The following is a 17,788-nucleotide window of genomic DNA, read 5'->3' as shown; positions in this document are numbered from 1 at the left end:
AGTTTTGCCTTCAACACACCTATCGCACTCCGCCGCGCCCTCGCGCGGTCGCGCCCTCTGGATGATCGCGGTCTCGGCTGCAGCCGCCTTTCTCGCCACCTTCAACGAGACCTTCCTCAACGTCGCCTTCACGCCGATCATGCAGGACTTCGGCATCGACGTGAACACCGTCCAGTGGCTGACGACCGGGTACCTCCTGGTGGCGGCCGTGTTCGTGCCGGTCTCCGTCGTGCTCTACCACCGCTTCCCGACCCGACCGCTGGTCGTCGCCGTGCTCGCCATCATGGTGGTCGGCTCGGTGGTGGGTGCCCTCGCGCCCACCTTCGGAGTGCTACTCATCGGCCGCCTCCTCCAGGCCGTGGGTACCGGTCTGATCACGCCGATCGGCATGAACATCGCGCTTGCCGTCGCCCCACGCGAGAAGCTCGGCCTGACCATGGGCATCATGGCGGCCATGACCACGCTCGGCCCCTCGTTGGCCATCGTGCTCTCCGGTGCGATGCTGACCACCCAGCCGTGGACCACGCTGATGTGGGCCTTCGGTGCCCTCACCCTGGTCCTCCTGGTGGCCTCAGCCATCATCCTGCGCACAGTCGCCGACCTGGGACGCCCGGTCTTCGACATTGCGTCCTTCCTGCTGGTCGCCGTGGGTCTGGGCGGCGTGCTGTACGCCGTCACGGCAGCCTTCAGCGGATCCCTCGTGTACACGCTGGTCTCCGGCGTCGTCGGACTCGTGGCCCTGTGGTTGTTCATCCGCCGCCAGAAGCACATCGAGCACCCGCTGCTGAACCTGCGGCCCTTCTCCAACTCCGCCTTCACCGTCGGCGTGCTGATGACGATGCTCGGCCTGCTCTTCGTCTTCGCCATGAACGTGATCATTCCGCTCTTCCTCCAGGGCGCGCACGGCACGGCGCCGATGGTTGCGTCCCTCACTCTCGCCCCGGGCATCCTCCTCACCGTCGTGATGGGACCCATCGCCGGCCGGCTCTTCGACCGCCACGGCGGTCGTTGGTCGATCCCGCTCGGTTTCCTGGCCATGGCGGTGTTCGTGACGTGTGTCGGCGTGGCCGCCGGACAAACCTCCATCGTGCTGTTCGGTCTCCTCTACGTCCCGGCCGTACTCGCCACCGCGTTCGTCATCGGCCCCTCCCAGACCTTCGCCCTCTCCAGCCTCAACCCGGAGACCAGCCCCCACGGCGTCGCGGTGGTCTCCACCAGCTTCCAGATCGCCGGCTGCGTGGGCACGTCCCTGGCCACCGGCATCTACGGCGCGCTCACCGCGGCCAACCTCGGCAGCAGCGCCAGCGACTTCGACGCCCAGCTCGTCGGCTTCCGTGGCGCGGTGGCCCTTGTCGTCGTGACCTCGCTCATCGGCATCGTGCTGGCCATCGCCGCGACGCGCCGGGGACGAGTCGAGCAGCCGGCCGAAGCCTCGCTCTCCGCTGCGACGACCGTGGCGTCCGTGCTGGAGCCGGACGTGTACACGCTCACCTCCGATCAGACGGTGCTGGAGGCCCTCCGGACCTTCGCCGAGCGCGGCATCTCCGGGGCTCCGGTAGTGCACGCGGACGGCTCCCTGGCGGGCTTCCTCTCGGACGGCGACGTCATGCGCTACCTGTCTGCGAACCACCCGTCCTCGGCCTCGATCTACACCTACCTGGTGGATGCGGGCGAGGACGTCGACCGCGCCATGACCGATCTGGCCGACGTGAACGTCCTCCGGCTGGCCACCCGCGATGTCATCACCATCGACGTCAATGCCTCGATCGCCGATGCCGTGGCCATCCTGTCCGACACCAGGCTGAAGAAGGTGCCGGTGCTGGACGGTGACAACCCGCGTCCCGTGGGCATCGTGAGCCGGTCGGCGATCAACCGTCTAGTGATCGCCGGGTACCTCCGCGAGCGCGAGGACATCACGACGGCGACCAAGGTGCCCGCCGCGGTGTGACCGAGCGACGGTGCTTCCGGCCGCGGCCGCGGTCGGAAGCACCGTACCCGTCTGGGCTCGGGGTCCCACTGCACAGGTCGTCGATGTCGGAGTGGCCATCGCAGATCTTCGCAGCCGGCCCCACCAGGGCCCGAGGAAACCCAGCGAAGTTGTCCACCGCCCGGTGGGCGAGTTCGCGCCATGCATCCGGCACGTCAGGTTCTTCCGCCTTCATGCGGTCCGGAGCGGCTCGATGCGGTCGAGAGCGTCACCCAGAGCGTCCATCTCGACCTCGAGGTCATAGTGCGACTGCAGGTTGATCCAGAACTGCGGGTCCATCCCGAAGTATCGACCCAGCCGTAGCGCGGTATCGGCCGTGATACGCCGCTGACCGCGCACGATCTCGTTGATGCGGCGCGGGGAGACACCGATCGAGACCGCCAACTTGTTCTGCGTGATCCCGAAACCCTTGAGAAAGTCCTCCATGAGAACCTCGCCAGGGTGCACGGGCGCCCACTTTTCAGTGGTAGTCGACGAGTTCGACATCCTCAGCACCTCCTTCGGTCCAGGTGAAACAGATTCGCCACTGGTCGTTGACCCGGATGCTGTGCTGCCCAGCTCGATCGCCCTTCAGAGCCTCCAACCGGTTCCCCGGCGGCACGCGGAGCGAATCGAGGTAGCGAGCAGCGTGGATCTGCGTCAACTTGCGGATCGTCGCCTGCTGGACCCGGGGATCGATCGACGGCACCTTCTCACGATGCCAGAGCCGCTCGGTCGCCTTGTCAGCGAAGGACCTGATCACGACGACCAGCGTACCGCGTCACGTTAATAACGCTATACGTTAAACCTGAACGCGACCGCGTTCCGGCACCAAGACCTCACGCGCCGGCCCGTCGACATCACCCCGCTTCATTCACCTCGGCAAGGTAAGTCCGGATCGTCGGCAGGTCGACCACAAGCGTGTCCCAGACAGCCTCGTAGTCGGTCCCCTCGTAGTGATGGGCCAGTCGGTCGCGCATCCGCCTGATCAACGACCAGGGAACGGTGGGGTGCCGGTCCGTCGTGTCGGCGCTCAGGCGGGCGACGTTCTCCCCGATCTTGATGATCAGTGACTCCGCCGCCAGACCCGGCACGTTGTCGGGGTCACCGACGTACCACTCATGACCACGGGCGACCAGATCCGCTCCGACGTCACACAGGCGGACGATCTCGCGCAGCGCGGCGGCATCCCGTGCGTTCATACGGCAACGGCCGTGGCCAGGATCTCGTGGTCGGCGGGCAGACCGCCATCGGTCACCACATCGACCTCGACTCCGAGCAGTTCACTGGCCCGCTCGGCGAATGCAGCCAAGGTCATCAGTCCGGTCCCTGGTGAGCGGGTCACCAGGATGTCCAGGTCGCTGCCCGGGCGGTCGGTACCGCGCACCGCGGAGCCGAAGACGCGGACATCACTGAGGCCGTAGCTGCTGGCCAGGGCGACGAGCTCGTCGCGATGGGCAGCGAGGGCGTCATGCGGTAGCGGGCGAGCCGCCTGACGCAGTCGTTCCAGCATCGCCGCCGAAGCCCTGCGTCGACCGGCCTCGTACGCCGCGATGTTCGGCTGCGCGACCCCGGACCGCTCCGCCAACTCGGCCTGGCTGAGGCCCGCAGCCTCACGCATCTCGCGGATGACGTTCGTCATGCGGCCATGATATCGCGCGATATACCACAAGGTCGGATGCCGATGCTGCGGTTGCCGAGCGACCTGTTCTGGAAAGCTGAGAGACCGTGTCACAGCAACAGCCCCTTCAGGTCAGGAGCGGCCTTCACGCGGTCCGGAGCGGCTCGATACGGTCGAGAGCGTCACCCAGAGCGTCCATCTCGACCTCGAGGTCATAGTGCGACTGCAGGTTGATCCAGAACTGCGGGTCCATCCCGAAGTATCGACCCAGCCGTAGCGCGGTATCGGCCGTGATACGCCGCTGACCGCGCACGATCTCGTTGATGCGGCGCGGGGAGACACCGATCGAGACCGCCAACTTGTTCTGCGTGATCCCGAAACCCTTGAGAAAGTCCTCCATGAGAACCTCGCCAGGGTGCACGGGCGCCCACTTCTCAGTGGTGGTCCCGTCCGTGCCACTCACGCCAGATGGATGCGTTCCTTGACGATGACGCCGTCATCGCTGACCCAGCGCCCGATGCTCTCGCAGCCATGGACACGAGGCTCACAGTCCTCTTCGGCGTATGTCCCCCAGATGATGGGCTGCCGGTCGAGGGCGTCCTTGGCATACGCCAGACCGACCCCGACACCAACAATGAAGCAGACGGCCATGATCAGGGAGAAGATCCCGTGACCGATCCGGCGAGCCAGACCCAACAACCTGGTCATATCGGCTCAGACGTTGAAGCGGAACTCCCCCGCGTTACGGCACATGACAACGTCATGGGTGCGGGATGTTCCGGTCGGCTGCCGTCAGGCGACCTGGATCCGCTGGTCGCCGATCACGTACTCGATGGCGAGCCCACCGCCAATGGCTTCGAGATAGCTGCGGATCGTGCCGATCTTCGCGTTGTCGAGGTCGCCGTGCTCGATCTTGGAGACCTGGCGCTGACCGACACCGATCCGTTCTGCCAGCTGGGCCTGGGTGAGGCCCGCCTGCTCCCGGAGCTCGCGCAGCCGGTACGCCCGCACCTCAGCGAGCATGCGGGCCTTGTGTTCCTCGATCTGCGCACGCGCCTCAGCGTCCACAGGGTGCTTGGCGAGGTAGTCCTCATAGCTCAGCGCCATCGCGCTCACTCTCCTCTCAACCTACGTAGGTGCTCGTCGAACAGGTCGTCGGCAACGGGGATGCGCTTCCTGTACCAGCGCGTCCAGTTGCCGGCTTTGTCACCCGCCAACAGCATGATCGCCCGCCGCTCAGGGTCGAAAGCGAAGATCAAGCGCAGCTCGGACCGCCCCGAGGAGCCCGGCCCGAGTTCCTTCATGTCCTTGTGCCGAGAAGCAGTCACCGTGTCCACGAGAGGCCGGCCGAGTTGGGGCCCGAGCTCCCGCAGAAGCTCAAGAGCGGCCATCACCTGCCTCCATGACCCTTCGTCGAGCGAATCGAGCCAATCCTCGACCAGCTCGACGTCGACGCTCCACACGTGCCAAGCGCGAACCGGCGGCCGATCGATGCCGAACTCTTTCGCATCCCGCGTCCATGTCGTCGATCTGCAGGTGGTCGCGCAGCAGGATTCCGTTCACCACCGGGTCGAGGAACCGAGCGCGCTCGATGGTCGAGCGGCGTCCCATACCGACACCCCACGAGGTGACGCGCTCCACCAGGTCCAGTTCGTCCACAGCGAAGAGCCTAGCCAGCCACCATTCCTGGGCGCTCACGGGCCGACCGGCCCGACGACCCACTACTGGTGGCGACCAACGTTCTGGTGCTCAAGGCAGCAGAAGGCCTGACGTCGAATCGGAATGTGACTACACATTAAATCGAAATTCGACCACGTCGCCGTCCTGCATGACGTAGTCCTTGCCCTCCAGGCGCAGCTTGCCGTGGGCCTTGGCCTCCTGCTCGGAGCCGGCCTCGACCAGGTCGTCGAAGGAGACGATCTGGGCCTTGATGAAGCCCTTCTCGAAGTCCGTGTGGATGACGCCGGCGGCCTGAGGAGCGGTCCAGCCCTTGTGGATCGTCCAGGCGCGCGCCTCCTTGGGGCCGGCCGTCAGGTACGACTGGAGCCCGAGGGTCTCGTAGCCGACGCGGGCCAGCACGTCCAGGCCCGGCTCCTCCACGCCCATCTCGGCGAGGAACTCGCGGGCCTCGTCCTCCTCCATCTCCACCAGTTCGGACTCGAACTTGGCATCCAGGAAGATCGCCTCGGCCGGCGCCACGATCTCGCGCATCCGGGCCTTCTTGTCCTCGTCCGACAGCTCGTCCTGGTCGCAGTTGAAGACGTAGATGAAGGGCTTGGCGGTGAGCAGGAAGAGCTCGCGCAGCGGCTCCAGGTCCAGGCCTGCCGCGTAGACGCCCTTGCCCTCGGAGAGGGTGTCGTACGCCTGCTGCCAGGCCTCGTACTTGGGCTTGGACTCCTTCTTGATCCGCGCCTCCTTCTCCAGGCGCGGCATGGCCTTCTCCAGGGTCTGGATGTCGGCCAGGATCAGCTCTGTGGTGATCGTGTCGATGTCGTTGGCCGGGTTGACCTCGCCGTCGACATGGGTCACATCGGGGTCATCGAAGACCCGGGTGACCTGGCAGATCGCGTCGGCCTCGCGGATGTTGGCCAGGAACGCATTGCCCATGCCCTCGCCCTGGGAAGCGCCCTTGACGATGCCGGCGATGTCGACGAAGGACACCGTGGCGGGCAGGATCCGCTGCGAGCCGTACAGGTCCGCGAGGACCTTCAACCGCGCGTCGGGCACTCCGACCACGCCGACGTTCGGCTCGATGGTGGCGAACGGGTAGTTCGCCGCGAGGACGTTGTTGCGGGTCAGCGCGTTGAACAGCGTTGACTTGCCTGCGTTCGGGAGACCGACGATTCCGATGGTGAGTGCCACGATCGGTCAGTCTAGCCCGACTCGTGGCACTCCCCCGACGGCTCAGCCCTGGTGGGTGGAGTCCCAGGCGATCCCGTGGGCGTCCCGGCTGGCGAGGTCGTGGAGTCGGTCGAGCTGCGAGTCCAACTGCTCGATGACGCCCTTGAGCTGGTCATGGGTGACCCGGGCGTACGTCCGGACGTAGTCGACCAGGTCGACGTCGGCCGCGTCGGCGACGCGCTGGCGTGCCTCGACCTCGGCGTCGGACATCAGCTGGTCGGCCATCTGCTGGGCGCGAGTGAGGATGGCCTCGGCCTGGCCCGAGACAGCCACCTCGGGTACGGCGCTGACCGGTGCCTGCGCAGCCACGTCACCGAACCCGGACTGCTGGCCCTGTGGGGCTCCGCCGGCGGCGTACGTGTCCAGCTCCGCCCGCAGGTCGCGATTGGTGCTGACCAGACGGGCGTTCTCCTCCTGGAGGTCCTCGATGAGGTCGGCCAGGTCGCCGAGGTAGTCAGCCACCTCGGTCGTCTCGTACCCGCGCATGCGGGCGCTGAACTCCTTGTGCCGGATGGTCTCCGGGTCGAAGCCTTCGCTGTTAGCCATCGTCTCCTCTTTCCGGACTCAGGACGCCGCGATCACTGATCTTCGGCGGGCGAGGGATTGGACTTGATCGCGCTGATCTCGAAGGAGAGCTCGACCTTCTCCGAGACGAGGACGCCGCCGGTGTCGAGCGGGACGTTCCACTCCAGGCCGAAGTCACGACGGTTCAGGCGGCGCTTGCCCTCGAAGCCTGCGCGCGTCTGGCCGAAGGGGTCGTGGGCCACCCCGGTGAAGTCGACCGGGACGACGACGGTCTTGGTCACGTCGCGGATGGTGAGCTCCCCGGTGACCATGAACGCCATGTCGTCGACCTCCTCGATGGAGGTGCTGGTGAACGTGATGTACGGGAACTGCTCGACGTCGAGAAAGTCGGGGCTGCGCAGGTGCTCGTCACGCTGGGCGTTGCGGGTGTTGATGCTCGCCGCCGCGATCCGGACCACGACGGTGGACTGCTCGGGAGCACTCGCGTTCGCGTTGATCGTCACCTCGATGTCGTCGAACGCGCCGCCGACCTTGGCCACCATTGCATGGCGGGCCGTGAAGCCGATCGTCGTGTGGCCGGGATCGGCCACCCATTCGCCGTCCCAGGACGGATCGTAATCGCTCATGCACACTCCCAATCACAGGTCACTGGGCCCACGTCAGTCCCCCATGGGCCGGGTGCGACGAGACTAACATGATGGCCCCCTCAGGCCCCGGACCAATAGGCGCCCAGCGCGCGCCGCAGGGCGTACGGGTCCGCCACGCCACACATCTCCCGGGCCGAGTGCATCGACAGGATCGGGGCGCCGACGTCCACGGTCAGGATCCCGAGCCGGGTCGCGGTGATCGGGCCGATGGTGGAACCGCACGGGATCGCATTGTTGGAGACGATGACCTGGGACTGCACCCCCGCCGCCCGGCAGGCCCGCGCCCACAGGGCGGCCCCCTCGGCGTCGGTCGCGTAGCGCTGGGAGGCGTTGACCTTCAGCAGCGGGCCGCCGTTGAGGACCGGCTCGTGCGCCGGGTCGTGGCGTTCGGGGTAGTTCGGGTGGACGGCATGCCCGCCGTCGGCCGACAGCACGCTGGAGCGGGCGTACATCCGGCGCAGGCCGTCGGCGTCCGCACCCAGCGCCGTGGCGGTCCGGACCAGGACGTCCTCCAGGACCGGCCCGGCGGCGCCGGTCCGGGTGGCCGACCCGACCTCCTCGTGGTCGAAGCACGCAAGGACCTGGACGTCCTGCGGGTCGGCGGCCACGTCGAGCAGGGCGGTGACGCCGGCATGGACGCTGAGCAGGTTGTCCAGCCGGGCGGAGGCGAAGAACTCCTCCGCCCCGCCGAACAACGCCGGCGGCTGGGTGTCGAAGGCCCGCAGGTCGAAGCCGGCGACGTCCGCCACCTCGACGCCGGCGACGTGCGCGACGTGGGAGAGCAGCGACCCGTCGGGGTGCCCGACCGCCCACACCGGATGCAGGTGCTGCTGCGGGTCCAGGACGAGTCCCTCGTTGACCTGCCGGTCCAGGTGGATCGCCAGTTGCGGGATCCGCATCAGGGGGCCGCTCTGGACCAGTACCTGCGCCCCGTCGACGGTCACCAGCCGCCCGGCCGTGCCCAGCTCGCGGTCGAGCCAGGAGTTGCGCAGGATCCCGCCGTACACCTCGACGTTGGCCAACTGGTACCCGGCGGTCGTGCTGTCCGGGGCCGGCTTGAGGACCAGGGAGGGTGAGTCGGTGTGCGCACCGACGATCCGGAAGCCAGTCCCCGGCCCGGCCCCCTCGGGCACCCGCCAGGCCATCACCGCCCCGCCCCGGACCAGGTAGTGCCCGCCCGGGGAGGCGTCCCAGGGCTCGGTCTCGACCTGGCGTACGAAACCGGCGCGGTCCAGGCGCTCGGCGACCTGCGCGGCCGCGTGGTACGGACTGGGGGCGGAGGCGACGAAGTCGCCGAAGTCCGCCAGGTGCGCGAACGCGCGGTCGTCGGGGGTGATGGTCAGGGCCATGCCATCATTCAACCGCCCTTGGCAGAAATGTCGTACCCGGGCCCCAGACTGGTGCCATGAATGCCACGGGTCCCGACCCCACTTCCCTGCTCCTCGGCATCGTCATCGGCCTGCTCGCCGGCCTCGTCGTCGCCGCACTGGTCGCCCTGCGCGCGTCCCGCCGACCGGGCGGCGCCGACGAGGAGGTCCTCGCCCAACGGTTCCGGGCGCTGTCCGCCGACGCCCTGGAGCGCCAGGCCCTCAGCGCCGACCGGGCCGCCGACCAGCGGATGTCGGCCACCGTCGAGGTGCTGCAGCCACTCCAGGAGTCGGTGCGCCAGTTGCAGCAGCGGCTCACCGACGTGGAGAAGGAGCGGGTCAGCATGGCGACCGACCTGCGCCACCAGGTGCTCGAGGTCCGCTCCACCGGTGAGCAGCTGCGCCGGGAGACGGCCGCCCTTGCGACGGCGCTGCGCAAGCCACAGGTGCGGGGGGCGTGGGGCGAGACCCAGCTGACCCGGATCGTCGAGATCACCGGCATGGTCGAGCACTGCGACTTCGACCTGCAGATCTCGATAACGACCAAGGACGGGACCCTGCGGCCGGACATGCGGGTCAACCTCGCCGGTGACCGGAGCATCTTCGTGGACTCGAAGGTTCCGCTCGCGGCCTTCCTGGACGCCACCGAGTCCGACGACGAGGCCGTCCGCGACGAGCAGTTCGCCACGTACGCCCGGCACGTCCGCCAGCACGTCGACCAACTGGGCGCCAAGCGATACTGGCGGCTCGCCGGTCTCAGCCCCGAGTTCGTCGTCTTGTTCCTGCCCTCCGACGCCTTCCTGGCCGCCGCCCTGCAGCGGATGCCGGACCTGCACGAGTACGCCTCGGCCCGCGAGGTGGTGCTCGCCACCCCGGCCACCCTGATCGCGATGCTCAAGACGATCCACCACAGCTGGCGCCAGGTGGCGCTCGCCGAGTCGACCGCCGAGGTCTATGCCATCGCCCGCGAGCTCTACGACCGGCTCGCGACCCTGGGCGGCCACGTCGACCGGATGGGCCGCAGCCTGGGCAGCGCGGTCCGCTCGTACAACGCGGCGGTCGGCTCCCTGGAGAGCCGGGTGCTGGTCAGTGCCCGCCGGATGCGCGACCTGCAGGTCACCCAGGACGACTTGGTCTCACCGGGCCCGGTCGAGGAGCCGCTGCGCTCGGTCGCGGCGGCCGAGCTGGTCGAGGGGCCACTTCCGGAGCTGTTCGACGGCCCCGCCCCGGAGCTGTTCGACGAGCGCGACGAGTTCCGGTCGGCCACCCGGGGTACGGATCGACTGGGCGGGGAGGCCAGCTGAGAGCACAATGGGCCGGTGACCATCGACGCAGTTCCGCCCTTCCAGTGGCATGGCATGCCCATCACCGCCGACGCGGTCGAGGAGGCGAGTGCGCGGCTCAGCGGCGTGGCCCGGCGTACGCCGCTGCAGCGCAGCGAGCGGCTGAGCAACCGGACCGGTGCCGACGTCTGGCTCAAGCGTGAGGACCTCCAGCCGGTGCGTTCGTACAAGCTGCGAGGCGCCTACTACCTGATCAGCGGGCTGAGCGAGGCCGAGCGGGAGGCCGGGGTGATCTGCGCCAGCGCCGGCAACCACGGCCAGGGCGTGGCCTTCGCCTGCCGCGCGCTGGGCATCAAGGGCCGGATCGTATGTCCCACCGGTACGCCCCGGCAGAAGCGCGACCGGATGCTGGAGCTGGGCGGCGACCTGGTCGAGCTGGTGCTGGTCGGCCGGACCTACGACGAGGCCGCCGCGTTCGCCGAGCAGGAGGCCGCCGAGACCGGCGCGACGCTGGTACCGGCCTTCGACGATCCCCGTACGATCATCGGCCAGGGCACCGTCGCGCAGGAGATCGTCGAGCAGCTGGGCGCGGCACCGGACGTGCTGCTGGTCCCGGTCGGCGGGGGCGGCCTGCTGGCCGGCGCGCTGACCTGGATGCGCGAACGGGCCCCGCACACCACGGTGATCGGGGTCGAGCCCTCCGGCGCCGCGAGCCTCGCGGCCGCGCTCGCCGCCGGCGGGCCGGTCGCCCTGACGCACGTCGACACGTTCGTCGACGGAGCGGCCGTCCGCCGGGTGGGTGACTGCAGCTACGCGGTCGCCGCCGTGCGCCCGCCCCGGACGGTGAACGTCCCCGAGGGCGCGATCTGCTCGGAGATGCTGGAGATGTACCAGGTCGACGGGATCATCGCCGAGCCCGCCGGTGCGCTGGCCACCGCGGCCCTGCGCACGAGCGTCCAGGTGCAGGCGGACCAGAGCGTGGTCGCGATCGTCTCGGGCGGCAACAACGACGTCTCCCGCTACGCGGAGGTGATCGAGCGCTCGCTGGTCTGGGAGGGCCGCAAGCACTACTTCCTGGTGAACTTCACCCAGGAGCCGGGGGCGCTCCGCTCGTTCCTGGACGAGGTGCTGGGCCCGGACGACGACATCGTGCTGTTCGAATACGTCAAGCGCAACAACCGGGACCTGGGCCCGGCGCTGGTCGGCATCGAGCTCGGCGAGCCGACCGATCTGGCGGGCCTCCTGGCCCGGATGGACGCCTCGCCGATCTCCTGCGAGCGGCTGACCGAGGACAGCCCCGCCTATCGCTTCCTGGTCACCGGCATGTGACCGGTGGCCCGCCGGGGCTCAGCCGCGCGGGCGCAGCCGGACGTGGGGCAGCGGCGGGGCCGGGATCGGCGCCTCGCCGTCGGTACGCGGAGTGATCGGGCCGAACTGGCGGGGGTTGGTCCCCAGCCCATCGGCGTGCCCGATCGCGGCCTGCCAGTTCGCTTGGTAGTTCGCCACCTCGGAGTGGGTCCGCCCGACGAAGTTCCACCACATCAGGATCCGCTCCCCCAGCGGCGCCCCGCCGATCAGGACCAGGCGGGTGGGCCGCGCCCCCTCCTCCGTCCGGCGGACCACCAGACGGGTGCGCCCCGCGGCGAAGTAGCCGATCTCGGTGTCGGCGATGGTCCCCGTGTCGGCGACGGTCCCGTTGTCGGGGTCCGTCCCCTGCTCGCCGACCGTCCCGGAATCGACGCTGATGGCGCCCGAGTCGACCAGGATGCCGTACTCCCAGGTCAGGTTCAGGTCGAGGATGAGCTCGCCCTCCCCCAGCACGATCTCCGCGCCGACCAGCGGGCTGAAGGTGGCCACCGGGGAGGAGGCCCCGGCCAGTTCGCCGAGGAAGACGCGCAACTCGTGGCCGCCCAGGTCCGCGACCGGCGGCTCGTAGTGGTCGAAGCGCGGGGCGACGAAGCGGTCGGCGGCCGGCAGGGCGGTCCACAGCTGGACCCCGTGCAGGACGTGCGGGCGTCCGGTGGAGTACTCCGAGTGGTTGATGCCGCGCCCGGCGGTCATCAGGTTCAGCTGGCCCGGCCTCACCACCATGCGGGTGCCCAACGAGTCGCGGTGCTCGACCTCGCCGCTGAACAGCCAGGTCACCGTCTGCAGCGAGGTGTGCGGGTGCGGGGCGACCCGCATGCCGCCGCCCGGCCCGACCTCTTCGGGTCCGAACTGGTCCAGGAAGCACCACGCCCCGATCAGCGAGCGCTGCCGCGCCGGCAGCGTACGCCGGACGGTGGTGCCGCCCGAGTCACCGAGCGGGACCTCGCGCGGGCGGATGACCTGGACCGGTGCTGCATCGGGCATGACGACTCCTGGATCGGCCGCGGGACGGGTCAGTCGCGGGCAGCGCGCCGGGCGGAGCGCAGCTCGTGCGGCAGCGCGAAGGTCAGGTTCTCCTCGACCAGGCGGGCCTGCTCGGCCGGCGGGAAGCCCTGCTCGCCGAGGTACTCCAGGACGCCCTGCACGAGGACCTCGGGGACCGAGGCGCCGGAGGTGATCCCGACGGTGTTGACGCCCTCCAACCAGGCCGGGTCGATCTCGTCGGCCTGGTCGATCCGGTGGGCGGTCTTCGCGCCGGCCTCCAGTGCGACCTCGACCAGCCGGACCGAGTTGGAGGAGTTGGCCGATCCGACCACGATGACCAGGTCGGAACCGGCCGCGATCTCCTTCACGGCGGACTGGCGGTTCTGGGTGGCGTAGCAGATGTCGTCGCTGGGCGGGTCGATCAGCTGGGGGAACCGGGCCCGGAGCCGGTCCACGGTCTCCATCGTCTCGTCCACGCTCAGGGTGGTCTGGGACAGCCAGGCGACCCGGCTCGGGTCGGCGACCTCGAGACCGTCGACGTCCTCGGGGTGCTCGACCAGGGTGATGTGCTCAGGTGCCTCGCCGGCGGTGCCCTCGACCTCCTCGTGCCCGCCGTGGCCGATCAGCAGGATCTGGACGTCCTGGTTTGCGAACCGCTTGGCCTCGTGGTGCACCTTGGTCACCAGCGGGCAGGTGGCGTCGATCGTCCGCAGCCCGCGCTCCGCGGCGTCCGCCTTCACCGCGGGCGAGACGCCGTGGGCGGAGAAGATCACCATCGAGCCGTCCGGCACCTCGTCCAGTTCGTCGACGAAGATCGCGCCGCGGGCCGAGAGGGTCTCCACCACGAACTTGTTGTGGACGATCTGCTTGCGGACGTAGATCGGCGAGCCGTACGCGTCGAGCGCCTTCTCCACCGTCTGGACGGCGCGGTCCACGCCTGCGCAGTAGCCACGCGGCGCGGCGACCACGACGCGCTTGGCCGGAGCCCCGGCCGTCTGGTCGACGGGCGCGGCCTGCTGGTCGGGCGTGAGGGGAGTCGTCATGGGCCCCAGTGTAGGTGGCTCGTCGTAGGGTGGACGTCGTGCCTGCCGACCGGAAGATCACCTCCACCCCGGAGAACCCGCAGCCCCTGCGTACGATCGCCCAGGCGGTCCGCAACTGGGTGGAGCGGCTCGGGGAGGTGTGGGTCGAGGCCCAGGTGATCGAGCTGAACCGGCACCGCAGCGGCTACGTGTACGTGACCCTGCGCGACCTGAGCGAGGAGATCTCGGTGAAGGCCTCGTGCCCCGTCGCCGTGCTCGACATCGCCGGCCCGCTGACCGCGAACACCACCGTGGTGACCCGGGTCAAGCCGCGCTACTGGTTGAAGAACGGCAGCCTCAGCTACGAACTGCTGGAGATCCGCCCCTCGGGCGAGGGCCGGCTGCTGGCGCACCTGGAGCAGCTCAAGCGGATGCTGCAGGCCGAGGGGCTGTTCGACCCGCTCCACAAGAAGGCCCTGCCGCTGCTGCCCCGCCGCGTCGGCCTGGTCACCGGTGCCGGGTCGGCCGCCGAGCGCGACGTCCTGGACAACATGCGTCGTCGTTGGCCGGCCGTCGCGGTGGAGGTCCGCCACACACTGGTCCAGGGCCCGCAGGCCGCCGCCCAGGTGATGGCAGCCCTGGCCGACCTGGACGGGCTTCCCGACGTGGACGTGATCATCATCGCCCGCGGTGGCGGATCGCTGGAGGACCTGCTCCCCTTCAGCGACGAAGGCCTGGTCCGGGCGGTGGCCCGGGCACGTACGCCGGTGGTGAGCGCGATCGGCCACGAACCGGACCAGCCCATCCTCGACCTGGTCGCCGACCTGCGCGCCTCCACCCCGACCGACGCCGCCAAGCGCGTGGTCCCCGACGCGGCGGTGGAGCTGCACCGGGTCGCCGACGCGCGACGCCGGATGGACGTCGCGATCGACCGGGCGGTGAGCAGCCGCGCCGAGCAACTCGCCGCGCTGCGTTCCCGCCCGGTGCTGCAGGCCCCGACCGGCACCCTGGACCTGCAGGCCGAACGGCTGGCGGCCCTGCGGGACCGGGCCACGCGCGCGATCGACGGCAGGCTGCGGGCCGAGCAAACGGCCGTGGAGCACGCCCGCCAGCGCGTCCGCGCCCTGTCCCCGCAGTCGACGCTGGAGCGGGGCTATGCCATCCTGCTCGACGCCGACGACCGCCCGGTCGTCTCGACGGGGGCGGTCGACGAGGGTGACGGACTGGTGGCCCGGGTGGCCGACGGGACGATGGTGGTCCAGGTCGTGGAGATCGAGGGCCGTGACGAAGGAGAGTTCGATGAGTGAACAGCAGCCCACGGGCGAGCTCAGCTACGAGCAGGCGCGCGAGCAGTTGGTCCAGGTCGTCCAGCAGCTCGAGTCGGGCGGGGCGACCCTGTCGGAGTCCCTGGCCCTGTGGGAGCGCGGGGAGAAGCTGGCGGACACCTGCCAGCGGTGGCTGGACGGCGCCCGGTCACGGATCGAGGCGGCCCGGGCCCAGCGCCCCGCCACTCCCGGAGGCACCGAGTAGTCCCGCCGGGACATCCGTCAGCGTGCGCCGGTCAGAGGACGCCGGGTGACCCGGTCAGCGGGAGGTCAACGTGGAGGCGAGTGCCTCGATCCCCTCGTAGGTGGCATCGGCGCTCACCGTGATGGTCATGTCGCCCTCCTCGCGGGCCAGCACACGGGTGCGCCCGTCGGGTGAGATCCAGCGCTGCCACTGCTGGCCGTTCACGGTCGAGGTGCCGTCCTGGTTCCCCTTGCGGGAGACCCGCTCGACCAGCAGGCGCGACGGCCCGTCCGACTGGTTCACCGCGTAGTACGTCTGGGTCGGGTCCAGCGCGCCCCAGAGCCACTCGTTGGTGCCCGAAGGTCCATCACCGGTCCGGGACATGGTCCCCTGCGCCACCCAGGAGGCCTGGGTGACGGTCCAACCGCCCTCACCGGCCGGCAGGTTCGCCGGCACGTACACGGGGTAGGGCGCCTCGGACCGGGCCTGGGCCAGCGCCGGCGCCGGGTCCACCGCCTGGACCGGGTAGTCCGGCAGGTTGTTCGTGTACAGCCAGCTCAGCAGCAGGATCGGGATGAGGATGACCGCCAGCGACAGGAACATGTCGCGGGCCGTCGACCGCTTCTTGCGCTTCCGTGGTCGCGCCGGCGCGGGGGACATGGACTGGGACTGGGCCATGCCTCCCATCATCACAGATCGGCTCAAACGGCCAGGATTCGTCCGCAGCCAGAGGGAGTCCCCTGCCCGGCCGCCCCGTACGGCGTCGTTCCCTGTTCACCCACCAGCCGCTCTCAGTTAACTCTCAGCTTCTAGGGTGCCGTCGATATCCCCTGCCCTTGAAGGAGTCGACGTGTTCGACGCGTTCACCCGACGGACCCCCGCCCTGCTGGCGGCCGGCGCCGCCCTCAGCCTGGCCGCCACCGGCCTCGCCCTGACCCCGGCCTCCGCCGCCTCTTCCGTCCCCACCCCGATCACCTACTCGGCCCCGGATGCCGCCTTGGCGCTGTCGCCCGTCGGCACGTACGCCACCGGCATGTTCGAACAGAGCGCCGCGGAGATCGTCCAGTACCACGCCGCGACCCAGCGGGCCTTCGTGGTGAACGCGCAGTCCGGCGCCGTCGACGTCCTCGAGGTCGCCGACCCGGCGAACCCTGCCAAGGTCGCCACCCTGGACGTACGCGGCCTGTCCTCGGCCGACGGCTCCCACGTCTCAGACGCCGCGGTCGTGAACTCGGTCTCGATCCGTCCCGACGGCCTCGGCGTCGCCGCAGTCGAGGCGGACGCCAGGACCGACAACGGCTGGGTCGTCTTCTTCGACGCCAATGCCGAGGTCCCGACGCTACTCGGCGCGGTCCGCGTGGGCGCGCTGCCGGACATGCTGACGTTCTCCCCGGACGGGCGCTACGTGCTGGTCGCCAACGAGGGCGAGCCGGACGGTGAGAGGATCCTGCCGAACGGCGCCAAGACCTACGCCGCCGACCCCGAGGGCAGCGTGTCCGTCATCGAGGTGCCGAACACCGTCGGCGCGCCGCGCCAGAACAAGGTCCGCACCGCCGACTTCCACAAGTTCGACACCGGCGTGATGCAGCTGCCCGCCGGCGTCCGGGTCTTCGGTCCCGAGACCGACGTGGCCAACCCGATCTCCGCCAACCTGGAGCCCGAGTACGTCACCGTCTCCCCCGACGGGAAGACCGCGTACGTGACGCTGCAGGAGGCCAACGCGATCGCCGAGGTCAACGTCCGCTCCGCCCAGGTCCGCGCGATCCACCCGCTCGGCACCAAGGACTGGTCCCGGGTCGCGGCCGACGTGTCCGACAAGGACAAGAAGATCGACATCACCACCGCGAACCACCCGGTCAAGTCGTACTACCTGCCCGACGCCATCGCCTCCTACCAGGCCGGTGGGCAGACCTACCTGGTCACCGCCAACGAGGGCGACTCGCGCGACTGGGAGGCCTACTCCGAGGAGGAACGGGTCAAGGACGTCGCGCTGTGCCCGGCCCAGTTCCCGAACGCCACCGCACTGCAGGACAGCGCAGCCCTCGGCCGACTGAAGATCACCACCTCCGCCGGCTACGACGCCGCCAAGGGATGCTTCTCGGAGCTGTACGGCTACGGCGGTCGGTCCTTCTCGATCTGGACCACCGCTGGTGAGCAGGTCTTCGACTCCGGCTCGCAGTTCGAGCAGATCACCGCCGCGGCACTGCCGGCGTACTTCAACTCCGACCACGCCGAGGCGAAGTTCGACAACCGCTCCGACGACAAGGGTCCCGAGCCCGAGGGAGTCGCAATCGGCCAGGTCGGCGGGCGCACCTATGCCTTCGTGGCACTGGAGCGCGTCGGCGGCATCATGGTCTACGACGTCACCGACCCGGCGAAGGCCAAGTTCACCACGTACGTGAACAACCGCGACTTCACGGCCGAGGCCACGACCGAGGCCGGCGCCACGAATGCCGCGGCCGGCGACCTCGGCCCCGAGGGCTTGTCCTTCATCCCGGCCACCGACTCCCCGACCGGCGAGCCGGTGGTCGCGGTCGCCAACGAGGTGTCCGGTTCGACGACGTTCTTCGCGATCGACCAGCTCTGACAGCCCCC

At 69.6% G+C, this 17,788-nt stretch carries 22 protein-coding genes; 6 read left to right on the top strand and 16 right to left on the bottom strand.

Annotated features, from left to right (window positions below; translation table 11 throughout):
* Positions 1-61 precede the first annotated feature (61 nt).
* Positions 62-1,948, top strand: a complete 1,887-nt coding sequence (locus GA0111570_RS01315; RefSeq protein WP_092605569.1) for an MFS transporter — start codon at positions 62-64, stop codon at positions 1,946-1,948.
* Positions 1,949-2,158: 210 nt separating this feature from the next.
* Here GA0111570_RS01315 and GA0111570_RS01310 read toward each other — a convergent pair whose 3' ends face one another.
* The 13 genes from GA0111570_RS01310 to GA0111570_RS01255 form a co-directional block, all read right to left on the bottom strand.
* Positions 2,159-2,473 carry a HigA family addiction module antitoxin gene (locus GA0111570_RS01310; RefSeq protein WP_092605567.1) on the bottom strand — a complete coding sequence of 105 codons (315 nt, stop codon included), beginning with the start codon at positions 2,471-2,473 and terminating at the stop codon, positions 2,159-2,161.
* Positions 2,448-2,729, bottom strand: a complete 282-nt coding sequence (locus GA0111570_RS01305; protein ID WP_092605565.1) for a type II toxin-antitoxin system RelE/ParE family toxin — start codon at positions 2,727-2,729, stop codon at positions 2,448-2,450. The genes GA0111570_RS01310 and GA0111570_RS01305 overlap by 26 nt, the downstream gene beginning before the upstream one ends.
* A gap of 97 nt (positions 2,730-2,826) precedes the next feature.
* The gene (locus tag GA0111570_RS01300) at positions 2,827-3,168 is read right to left on the bottom strand and encodes a HepT-like ribonuclease domain-containing protein (protein ID WP_092605563.1); all 342 of its coding nucleotides are present in this window, start codon (positions 3,166-3,168) and stop codon (positions 2,827-2,829) included.
* Positions 3,165-3,608 (bottom strand): helix-turn-helix domain-containing protein, encoded by a 444-nt coding sequence (locus tag GA0111570_RS01295; protein ID WP_217633956.1) that lies wholly within the window; start codon positions 3,606-3,608, stop codon positions 3,165-3,167. Before GA0111570_RS01295 ends, GA0111570_RS01300 begins: the two co-directional genes overlap by 4 nt.
* 124 nt (positions 3,609-3,732) lie before the next feature.
* On the bottom strand, positions 3,733-4,008 hold the full coding sequence (locus tag GA0111570_RS01290; protein ID WP_342689706.1) for a HigA family addiction module antitoxin: 276 nt from the start codon (positions 4,006-4,008) through the stop codon (positions 3,733-3,735).
* Positions 4,009-4,046: 38 nt separating this feature from the next.
* Positions 4,047-4,295 (bottom strand): hypothetical protein, encoded by a 249-nt coding sequence (locus GA0111570_RS01285; RefSeq protein WP_092605561.1) that lies wholly within the window; start codon positions 4,293-4,295, stop codon positions 4,047-4,049.
* 84 nt (positions 4,296-4,379) lie between these two features.
* Positions 4,380-4,694, bottom strand: a complete 315-nt coding sequence (locus GA0111570_RS01280; protein ID WP_092605559.1) for a helix-turn-helix domain-containing protein — start codon at positions 4,692-4,694, stop codon at positions 4,380-4,382.
* Between the two features lie 5 nt (positions 4,695-4,699).
* On the bottom strand, positions 4,700-4,978 hold the full coding sequence (locus tag GA0111570_RS01275) for a type II toxin-antitoxin system RelE/ParE family toxin (RefSeq protein ID WP_245702968.1): 279 nt from the start codon (positions 4,976-4,978) through the stop codon (positions 4,700-4,702).
* The gene (locus GA0111570_RS17530; protein ID WP_175557246.1) at positions 4,965-5,246 is read right to left on the bottom strand and encodes a hypothetical protein; all 282 of its coding nucleotides are present in this window, start codon (positions 5,244-5,246) and stop codon (positions 4,965-4,967) included. The genes GA0111570_RS01275 and GA0111570_RS17530 overlap by 14 nt, the downstream gene beginning before the upstream one ends.
* A 129-nt stretch (positions 5,247-5,375) precedes the next feature.
* Positions 5,376-6,449, bottom strand: a complete 1,074-nt coding sequence (ychF, locus tag GA0111570_RS01270) for a redox-regulated ATPase YchF (protein WP_092605555.1) — start codon at positions 6,447-6,449, stop codon at positions 5,376-5,378.
* 42 nt (positions 6,450-6,491) lie between these two features.
* A complete protein-coding gene (locus GA0111570_RS01265; RefSeq protein ID WP_092605553.1) occupies positions 6,492-7,034 on the bottom strand; it encodes a DivIVA domain-containing protein in 543 nt (180 codons plus the stop codon).
* A 32-nt stretch (positions 7,035-7,066) separates the two neighbouring features.
* Entirely contained in the window at positions 7,067-7,639 is a 573-nt protein-coding gene (locus tag GA0111570_RS01260) for a YceI family protein (RefSeq protein ID WP_092605551.1), read from the bottom strand.
* An 80-nt stretch (positions 7,640-7,719) separates the two neighbouring features.
* A complete protein-coding gene (locus GA0111570_RS01255) occupies positions 7,720-9,009 on the bottom strand; it encodes a M18 family aminopeptidase (RefSeq protein ID WP_092605549.1) in 1,290 nt (429 codons plus the stop codon).
* Positions 9,010-9,065: 56 nt separating this feature from the next.
* Between GA0111570_RS01255 and GA0111570_RS01250 the strand changes: the two genes are divergently transcribed.
* Together GA0111570_RS01250 and ilvA are read left to right on the top strand one after the other, a co-directional pair.
* The gene (locus GA0111570_RS01250) at positions 9,066-10,331 is read left to right on the top strand and encodes a DNA recombination protein RmuC (protein WP_092605547.1); all 1,266 of its coding nucleotides are present in this window, start codon (positions 9,066-9,068) and stop codon (positions 10,329-10,331) included.
* Between the two features lie 15 nt (positions 10,332-10,346).
* The gene (ilvA, locus tag GA0111570_RS01245) at positions 10,347-11,639 is read left to right on the top strand and encodes a threonine ammonia-lyase IlvA (protein ID WP_425438588.1); all 1,293 of its coding nucleotides are present in this window, start codon (positions 10,347-10,349) and stop codon (positions 11,637-11,639) included.
* A gap of 18 nt (positions 11,640-11,657) precedes the next feature.
* Here the strand turns inward: ilvA and GA0111570_RS01240 are convergent, their stop codons facing one another.
* The gene (locus GA0111570_RS01240) at positions 11,658-12,662 is read right to left on the bottom strand and encodes a pirin family protein (protein WP_092605543.1); all 1,005 of its coding nucleotides are present in this window, start codon (positions 12,660-12,662) and stop codon (positions 11,658-11,660) included.
* A 29-nt stretch (positions 12,663-12,691) separates the two neighbouring features.
* Positions 12,692-13,705 (bottom strand): 4-hydroxy-3-methylbut-2-enyl diphosphate reductase, encoded by a 1,014-nt coding sequence (locus GA0111570_RS01235; protein ID WP_092605541.1) that lies wholly within the window; start codon positions 13,703-13,705, stop codon positions 12,692-12,694.
* Positions 13,706-13,743: 38 nt separating this feature from the next.
* On the opposite strand from GA0111570_RS01235, the gene xseA reads away from it, so the two are divergent.
* Both xseA and GA0111570_RS01225 read left to right on the top strand, forming a co-directional pair.
* Positions 13,744-14,991, top strand: a complete 1,248-nt coding sequence (xseA, locus tag GA0111570_RS01230) for an exodeoxyribonuclease VII large subunit (protein WP_245702967.1) — start codon at positions 13,744-13,746, stop codon at positions 14,989-14,991.
* Complete coding sequence (locus GA0111570_RS01225; protein ID WP_092605539.1) at positions 14,984-15,214, top strand: exodeoxyribonuclease VII small subunit; 231 nt, start codon at positions 14,984-14,986, stop codon at positions 15,212-15,214. Before xseA ends, GA0111570_RS01225 begins: the two co-directional genes overlap by 8 nt.
* Before the next feature lie 54 nt (positions 15,215-15,268).
* On the opposite strand, the gene GA0111570_RS01220 is transcribed toward GA0111570_RS01225, so the two are convergent.
* Positions 15,269-15,871 carry a DUF4245 domain-containing protein gene (locus tag GA0111570_RS01220; protein WP_175557265.1) on the bottom strand — a complete coding sequence of 201 codons (603 nt, stop codon included), beginning with the start codon at positions 15,869-15,871 and terminating at the stop codon, positions 15,269-15,271.
* Between the two features lie 172 nt (positions 15,872-16,043).
* Here GA0111570_RS01220 and GA0111570_RS01215 point away from each other — a divergent pair, with 172 nt between their 5' ends.
* Positions 16,044-17,780, top strand: a complete 1,737-nt coding sequence (locus tag GA0111570_RS01215) for a choice-of-anchor I family protein (RefSeq protein ID WP_217633955.1) — start codon at positions 16,044-16,046, stop codon at positions 17,778-17,780.
* Positions 17,781-17,788: the final 8 nt, after the last annotated feature.

This window comes from Raineyella antarctica (genome assembly GCF_900092135.1).
GTDB lineage: Bacteria > Actinomycetota > Actinomycetes > Propionibacteriales > Propionibacteriaceae > Raineyella > Raineyella antarctica.
Note: the sequence above shows the minus strand (reverse complement) of the source record. Positions and strands in the feature narration are given on the sequence as shown.

Bases quoted from the DNA above. Each gene is read 5' to 3' on its own strand.
- GA0111570_RS01220 (WP_175557265.1), bottom strand. From the start codon at position 15,871: ATGGCCCAGTCCCAGTCCATGTCCCCCGCGCCGGCGCGACCACGGAAG.
- GA0111570_RS01250 (WP_092605547.1), top strand. From the start codon at position 9,066: ATGAATGCCACGGGTCCCGACCCCACTTCCCTGCTCCTCGGCATCGTC.
- GA0111570_RS01285 (WP_092605561.1), bottom strand. From the start codon at position 4,295: ATGACCAGGTTGTTGGGTCTGGCTCGCCGGATCGGTCACGGGATCTTC.
- GA0111570_RS01265 (WP_092605553.1), bottom strand. From the start codon at position 7,034: ATGGCTAACAGCGAAGGCTTCGACCCGGAGACCATCCGGCACAAGGAG.
- GA0111570_RS01240 (WP_092605543.1), bottom strand. From the start codon at position 12,662: ATGCCCGATGCAGCACCGGTCCAGGTCATCCGCCCGCGCGAGGTCCCG.
- GA0111570_RS01275 (WP_245702968.1), bottom strand. From the start codon at position 4,978: ATGGCCGCTCTTGAGCTTCTGCGGGAGCTCGGGCCCCAACTCGGCCGG.
- GA0111570_RS01225 (WP_092605539.1), top strand. From the start codon at position 14,984: ATGAGTGAACAGCAGCCCACGGGCGAGCTCAGCTACGAGCAGGCGCGC.
- GA0111570_RS01255 (WP_092605549.1), bottom strand. From the start codon at position 9,009: ATGGCCCTGACCATCACCCCCGACGACCGCGCGTTCGCGCACCTGGCG.
- GA0111570_RS01280 (WP_092605559.1), bottom strand. From the start codon at position 4,694: ATGGCGCTGAGCTATGAGGACTACCTCGCCAAGCACCCTGTGGACGCT.
- GA0111570_RS01310 (WP_092605567.1), bottom strand. From the start codon at position 2,473: ATGTCGAACTCGTCGACTACCACTGAAAAGTGGGCGCCCGTGCACCCT.
- GA0111570_RS01260 (WP_092605551.1), bottom strand. From the start codon at position 7,639: ATGAGCGATTACGATCCGTCCTGGGACGGCGAATGGGTGGCCGATCCC.
- GA0111570_RS01295 (WP_217633956.1), bottom strand. From the start codon at position 3,608: ATGACGAACGTCATCCGCGAGATGCGTGAGGCTGCGGGCCTCAGCCAG.
- GA0111570_RS01315 (WP_092605569.1), top strand. From the start codon at position 62: ATGATCGCGGTCTCGGCTGCAGCCGCCTTTCTCGCCACCTTCAACGAG.
- GA0111570_RS01235 (WP_092605541.1), bottom strand. From the start codon at position 13,705: ATGACGACTCCCCTCACGCCCGACCAGCAGGCCGCGCCCGTCGACCAG.
- GA0111570_RS01300 (WP_092605563.1), bottom strand. From the start codon at position 3,168: ATGAACGCACGGGATGCCGCCGCGCTGCGCGAGATCGTCCGCCTGTGT.